The organism is Pseudonocardia pini (genome assembly GCF_013870575.1).
GTDB lineage: Bacteria > Actinomycetota > Actinomycetes > Mycobacteriales > Pseudonocardiaceae > Pseudonocardia > Pseudonocardia pini.
Genome location: NZ_JACBXB010000429.1, coordinates 1 through 4,719, shown reverse-complemented (window position 1 = coordinate 4,719; position 4,719 = coordinate 1). Strand labels below are relative to the sequence as shown.

Genomic DNA, 4,719 nt, shown 5'->3' with positions numbered 1-4,719 from the left:
CGACGCCGGGCTGCCGGGCAGCTCGGGCGCCGCGGCAGGGCGTGGACCCTCCGGCTTCGACCTGGGCCAGACCACGCCGATCTTCGAGGAGATCGCGTCCGCCTGGTTCCGGTCGAACGGGGACGTCCCGGTCCGCTGGGCCGAGGGCGGCGACGAGTCCCCGCCGCAGTCGGGTTGGGTGCCCGCGTTCGCCACGGCGGCCGACGAGGGCTGGCGGGTCGCTGACGCGACGGCCCAGGCCACGGCGGAGGAGTCGGACCGCCAGGCGGAGACCACGGACGCCGGCCTGCCCAAGCGGAGGCCCCGCGCGCGGCTCGTCCCGGGCAGCGCGGCAGGATCCGCGGTACTGGCCCCGCCGTCGGGGCCTGCACGCAATGCCGAGGCCATCCGGGGTCGGCTGGCGAGCTACCAGCAGGGCGTCCGGCAGGGTCGGGAGAGCAGGCTGCGTCGCCAGTCCTCCGGCAGACCCGAGGCGAACGACCAGAACGAGGAGAACCGATGATCGGGCAGCAGCAGACCATCCGCCCGAACGACGTCGAGGAGGCCGCGGCGTGACCGCACCACAGACCCAGCCCAGCCGGTTCGGATGGCTGGTCACCAACTTCGCGGAGAAGGTTCCCGGGGTCGCGCACGCGATCGTCGTCTCCGCCGACGGCCTGCTGCTTACCGCGTCCGACCGGCTCCCCCGGGACCGGGCGGACCAGCTGGCCGCGGTGGCGTCCGGGTTGGTCAGCCTGACCCAGGGCGCCGCGCGCTGCTTCGACGCGGGTGGCGTGGTGCAGACCGTCGTGGAGATGGACCGCGGGATCGTCCTGCTCATGTCCATCAGCGACGGCTCGTGCCTGGCCGTGCTGGCCTCCCCCAGCTGCGACATCGGCCTGATCGGCTACGAGATGACGCTGCTGGTCGACCGCGTCGGCCAGCTGCTCACCCCGGAGCTGCGGGCCGAGCTGCAGGGCTCCTTCGGGCCCTGACCGCGTCCTGTCCATCCGTCCGACGAACGACCGGCGAGGTAGGTGAGATCTCGATGACCAGTGGTCCCGACGACGCGTCCCGTCGTCAGCAGGAGCCGACGTTCGCGGACGTGATGAACGGATTCAGCCTCGACGCGAAACGGCCCCGCAAGCGCAGGCTGTGGGGCCGCAAGCGCGACGAGGAGGAGCAGGCGGGCTCACCCGCCGCGCCGCCGACGCCACCCCCGTTCCCGGCCACGTCGTCCGCGCACACGGGCGACACCGGGTTCGCGGGCTCCGGCTACGGCGGGTACGCGACCGGCCCCATCGAGCCGGTCCGGGACGAGCCCGTCCTGCCCGCTGCGCCCTCGGGTGCGGCGGCCGTCCGGCCCTACGCGTGGACCCGGGGACGCACGAAGTCCGGGTTCGACCTGGCGATCGAGACCCTGGTGTCGACGAGCCGCCAGGGCCGTGAGCAGCTCGGGCTCCTGCAGATGGAGCACCGCTCCGTCGCCGACCTCTGCGACCAGCCCCGCTCGGTCGCCGAGGTCGCCGCGCTGCTGTCCATCCCGCTCGGCGTCGCCCGCGTGCTGCTCGGCGACATGGCCGGGCTCGGCGTGGTGACCGTGCACCAGACCGCGAGCAGCACCGGCAAAGAGCCGGACCTCGCACTGATGGAAAGGGTGTTGAGTGGACTCCGTCGGCTCTAGCCATCCCGCCGGAGGGGCGCCGGGCGCACCGGCGATGACGCGTCCCCCCCAGCCGGCCGCCCGGCCGGGCCCCTCGCCCACCACGATCTCGGCGAAGATCGTGGTCGCGGGCGGGTTCGGCGTCGGCAAGACCACGTTCGTCGGGTCGGTCTCCGAGATCGACCCGCTGACGACCGAGGCCGTGATGACCGAGGCGAGCGCCGGTCACGACGACCTGTCGGCCACCCCGAACAAGAAGACGACCACGGTCGCCATGGACTTCGGTCGCGTGTCGCTGGACTCGGACCTGATCCTGTACCTGTTCGGCACGCCCGGGCAGCACCGGTTCTGGTTCATGTGGGACGACCTGGTCCGCGGCGCGATCGGCGCCGTCGTCCTGGTCGACACCCGGCGGCTCGCGGACTGCTTCTCGGCCATCGACTTCTTCGAGGACCGCGGACTACCGTACGTCGTGGGGCTCAACGCCTTCGACGGCCTGCAGCAGCACCGCGTCGAGGATGTCCGCGAGGCGATGTCGATCGACCCGTCGATCCCGATCGTCACCTGCGACGCGCGGCACCGGGAGTCCACGAAGCAGACCCTGATCGCTCTGGTGCAGCACGCCATGGCTGCCCGCATGGCCGCAGGAGCCCGCTGACCGGGGCACCGTCGACCCACCCGTCGACGACGCCTCGGCCCGACACCCGGTCGAGGTGATGGGCCGGAGCAGCACGGCACGACCTCGGCCATGATCACTGTCGTGGCGCTCCGCCGCGGGCTCCCGATTGCTGATCATGGAAGCGGCGCGGCTCCCCGCGGCGACTCCTGGCCCAGATGTGGGTGCACGAGAGGACGGCCCGCGTCGGCACGCCCGCATCCGAACCAGGCGCGGACGGCCTGCCGAGCGAGGTCGTGCTCGACCGACCAGGTCGGCGGCTCGACCGACTCGCCACATGGCCCAGGCGCGGACGGCCCGGGTCGGCGATCAGCTCGCACCGTCACACGCCGCCTCGTCCATGATCACCGTCCCGGAGCGGTGACCCGCGGAGGACGCGGCGGCGCGAGCCCAACCGCTGATCATGGACCAGTCGGGCCCGAACATTCGAGCAGCCCGACCGCCGATGATCACCAGACCGGCGCACGGAACCGCGGAGGACGCGGCGGCGCGAGCCCAACCGCTGATCATGGACCAGTCGGGCCCGAACATTCGAGCAGCCCGATCGCCGATGATCACAGACCGGCGCGGAACCGCGGATGGCGCGGCGGAACCAGCCCAAAGGTTGATCATGGCCACGCGACGCTGGATACGGAGCCGACCCAGGCACGCTCGCCGTGATCACCCCAGGCGGCGGCCCCGGCCGCGTGGCCGTCGAGCATCCGCACCGAGTGATCCCGCTCCAAAGGCCCAACCAGCCATGATCACCGACTCGGAGCGGAGACCCGCGCGAGACGCGGCGGAACCAGCCCAAACGTTGATCATGAACCGGCCGCGACCCGAACTCGAGACAGCCCGATCGCCGATGATCACCACGCCAGCGCACGGAACCGCGGAAGACGCGGCGGAACCAGCCCAAACGCTGATCATGGACCAGCCGCGACCCCAAACTGGAGACAACCCGATCGATGATCACCACGTCGGAGCACGGAGCCGCGGAAGGCGCAGCGGAACCAGCCGAAGTGCTGATCATGGACGCACCGCACTGCATCCGGAGCCGAACCCGACACACTCGCGTGATCACCCCAGGCGAAGGCCCCGGCCGGGCGGCCCGTCGAGCATCCGCACCGAGTGCCACCTCCGCTCAGAAGTCCTCAACAAGACCAAGATCACCGACTCGGAGCAGAAACCCGCGGAAGACGCGGCGGCGCGAGCCCACACGCTGATCATGGTCACGCGGCGCTCGATGCGAAGCGGACCCGACACACTCACACCGTGATCACCCCAACCGTCGGCCTCGACCGCGCAGCCCGTCAGGCATCCGCACCGGATACGCCACGCTCCGAAGGTCCCAACCCCGGCCATGATCACCGACTCGGAGCAGAAACCCGCGGAAGACGCGGCGGCACGAGCCCACACGCTGATCATGAACCGGCTGCGACCCGAACTCGAGACAGCCCAACCGCCGATGATCACCAGACCGGCGCACGGGACCGCGGAAGGCGCGGTAGAACGAGCCCAACCGCTGATCATGGACGCGCAGAACTGCGTACACAGCCGGTCCAGACGAAATCACCGTGATCCCCCGAACGTCGCCTCGCCACACGGCCGTCGAGCAGCCACACCGAGTGATCCCGCTCCGAAGGCCCAACCCGGCGCATGATCACCGACTCGGAGTGGAAACCCGCGCGAGACGCGGCGGCACGAGCCCACACGCTGATCATGAACCCCCCGCGACCGAACACGCGCGAGCGACCCGACCGCCGATGATCACCAGACCGGCGCGCGGAACCGCGCAAGACGCGGCGGAACGAGCCCAGGCGTTGATCATGGACACGCGGCGCTGGATACGGAGCCGGACCCAACCACCCTCGCCGTGACCATCCACGTGTCGATGACGTCCGCCAGCCGCGGCCCCCGACCCCACCCCCGACCATGATCACCGTTTCGGAGCGGAAACCCGCGCGAGACGCGGCGGAACCAGCCCAAAGGTTGATCATGAACCGGCCGCGACCGAACACTCGAAGCAGCCCGATCGTCGATGATCGCCAGACCGGCGCACGGAACCGCGGACAGCGCGGCCCCACGAGCCCAGACCCCGATCATGGACCGGCGGCGCTCCGGTGGAGCCGCCTGGTGTGAGCCCGAACTCCGTCACGGACAGCAGACCGGGCCTCAGCCCTCCACCACCGCGATCCTGGTGATGCGGTGGAGCGGGAGGCGGTAGACCTCGCCGTCGACGGCGTCGCGGCCCTCCACGATCCCGCCGCCCACGGTCACCGGGGCGAGGACGCGCTCGCCCTGCACCCCGTGCCCGTCGACGTAGCCGATCCAGACCTGCTGCTGGGCGCGCGCGGCCTGCTGCAGCGTGGCCAGGGTGTGGCTGGAGCCCTGGGTGGCCATCGGCTGCCCGGCACCCCGC

At 71.4% G+C, this 4,719-nt stretch carries 3 protein-coding genes and 2 pseudogenes; 4 read left to right on the top strand and 1 reads right to left on the bottom strand.

Annotated elements, in window-relative coordinates; genetic code table 11:
- The 4 genes and pseudogenes from H5J29_RS21425 to H5J29_RS21410 form a co-directional block, all read left to right on the top strand.
- Positions 1–502: pseudogene (locus tag H5J29_RS21425) on the top strand (hypothetical protein); the annotation flags it as partial.
- Between the two features lie 49 nt (positions 503–551).
- Complete coding sequence (locus H5J29_RS21420) at positions 552–974, top strand: roadblock/LC7 domain-containing protein (protein ID WP_037048693.1); 423 nt, start codon at positions 552–554, stop codon at positions 972–974.
- Positions 975–1,027: 53 nt separating this feature from the next.
- Positions 1,028–1,663: a DUF742 domain-containing protein gene (locus H5J29_RS21415; RefSeq protein ID WP_181782833.1), complete on the top strand. Its 636-nt coding sequence runs from the start codon at positions 1,028–1,030 to the stop codon at positions 1,661–1,663.
- A gap of 34 nt (positions 1,664–1,697) precedes the next feature.
- Positions 1,698–2,300: a GTP-binding protein gene (locus tag H5J29_RS21410; RefSeq protein WP_181782832.1), complete on the top strand. Its 603-nt coding sequence runs from the start codon at positions 1,698–1,700 to the stop codon at positions 2,298–2,300.
- 2,172 nt (positions 2,301–4,472) lie between these two features.
- On the opposite strand, the pseudogene H5J29_RS21405 reads toward H5J29_RS21410, so the two are convergent.
- Positions 4,473–4,719, bottom strand: a pseudogene (locus H5J29_RS21405) (helicase-associated domain-containing protein); the annotation flags it as partial.

Excerpts from the sequence above, each read along its gene's own strand:
- H5J29_RS21415 (WP_181782833.1), top strand. The coding sequence starts at position 1,028 with ATGACCAGTGGTCCCGACGACGCGTCCCGTCGTCAGCAGGAGCCGACG.
- H5J29_RS21410 (WP_181782832.1), top strand. The coding sequence starts at position 1,698 with ATGACGCGTCCCCCCCAGCCGGCCGCCCGGCCGGGCCCCTCGCCCACC.